This is a genomic window from Vreelandella neptunia (genome assembly GCF_022489065.1).
Lineage (GTDB): Bacteria > Pseudomonadota > Gammaproteobacteria > Pseudomonadales > Halomonadaceae > Vreelandella > Vreelandella neptunia_A.
This window is the reverse complement of the sequence record NZ_JAKVTW010000074.1, coordinates 1-465: the sequence shown is the minus strand read 5'-3', so window position 1 is coordinate 465 and position 465 is coordinate 1. Positions and strand designations below refer to the sequence as shown.

Sequence of the window (465 nt, the reverse complement as noted above, 5' to 3'; positions counted from 1 at the left end):
TAGGCGCTTGAGGTTGTGGGAGCCATCCTGTTTAAACTGGTCAGGATAGGCGCCGTTCTTCTCATTTTTGGCTTTGAGCAATTGGCCGTCGTTTTTGAACGTCCAGCCGTGGAACGGGCAGGTAAAAGTGCCTTTGTTGCCACGCTTACGACGACACAGGGTGGCGCCACGGTGGGCGCAGGCGTTAATCAGGCCGTGCAACTCGCCCTGCTTGTCGCGGGTGATGACGATCGGCTGACGGCCAACGGTGGTGGTGAAGTAGTCTCCCGGCTCGGCGATTTGGCTCTCGTGGGCCAGAAATACCCAGTTGCCTTCGAAGATGTGCTTCATCTCCAGTTCGAAGAAGGCGGGGTCGGTGAACATGCTGCGGTGGCAGCGGAAGATGCCCTGGGCGGGGTCGTCCTGGACGGCGCCGCGCACGCGGGCTTCGAGCTGATCAAGCTGTGTGGTCATGATCTCTCTCCT

At 59.6% G+C, this 465-nt stretch carries 1 protein-coding gene; it reads right to left on the bottom strand.

Annotated features, from left to right (window positions below; translation table 11 throughout):
- Positions 1 to 453, bottom strand: a 453-nt coding sequence (locus tag MLE19_RS22915) for a Rieske 2Fe-2S domain-containing protein (protein ID WP_240720624.1), incomplete at its 3' end; no start/stop codon positions are given.
- Between the last annotated feature and the right edge of the window lie 12 nt (positions 454 to 465).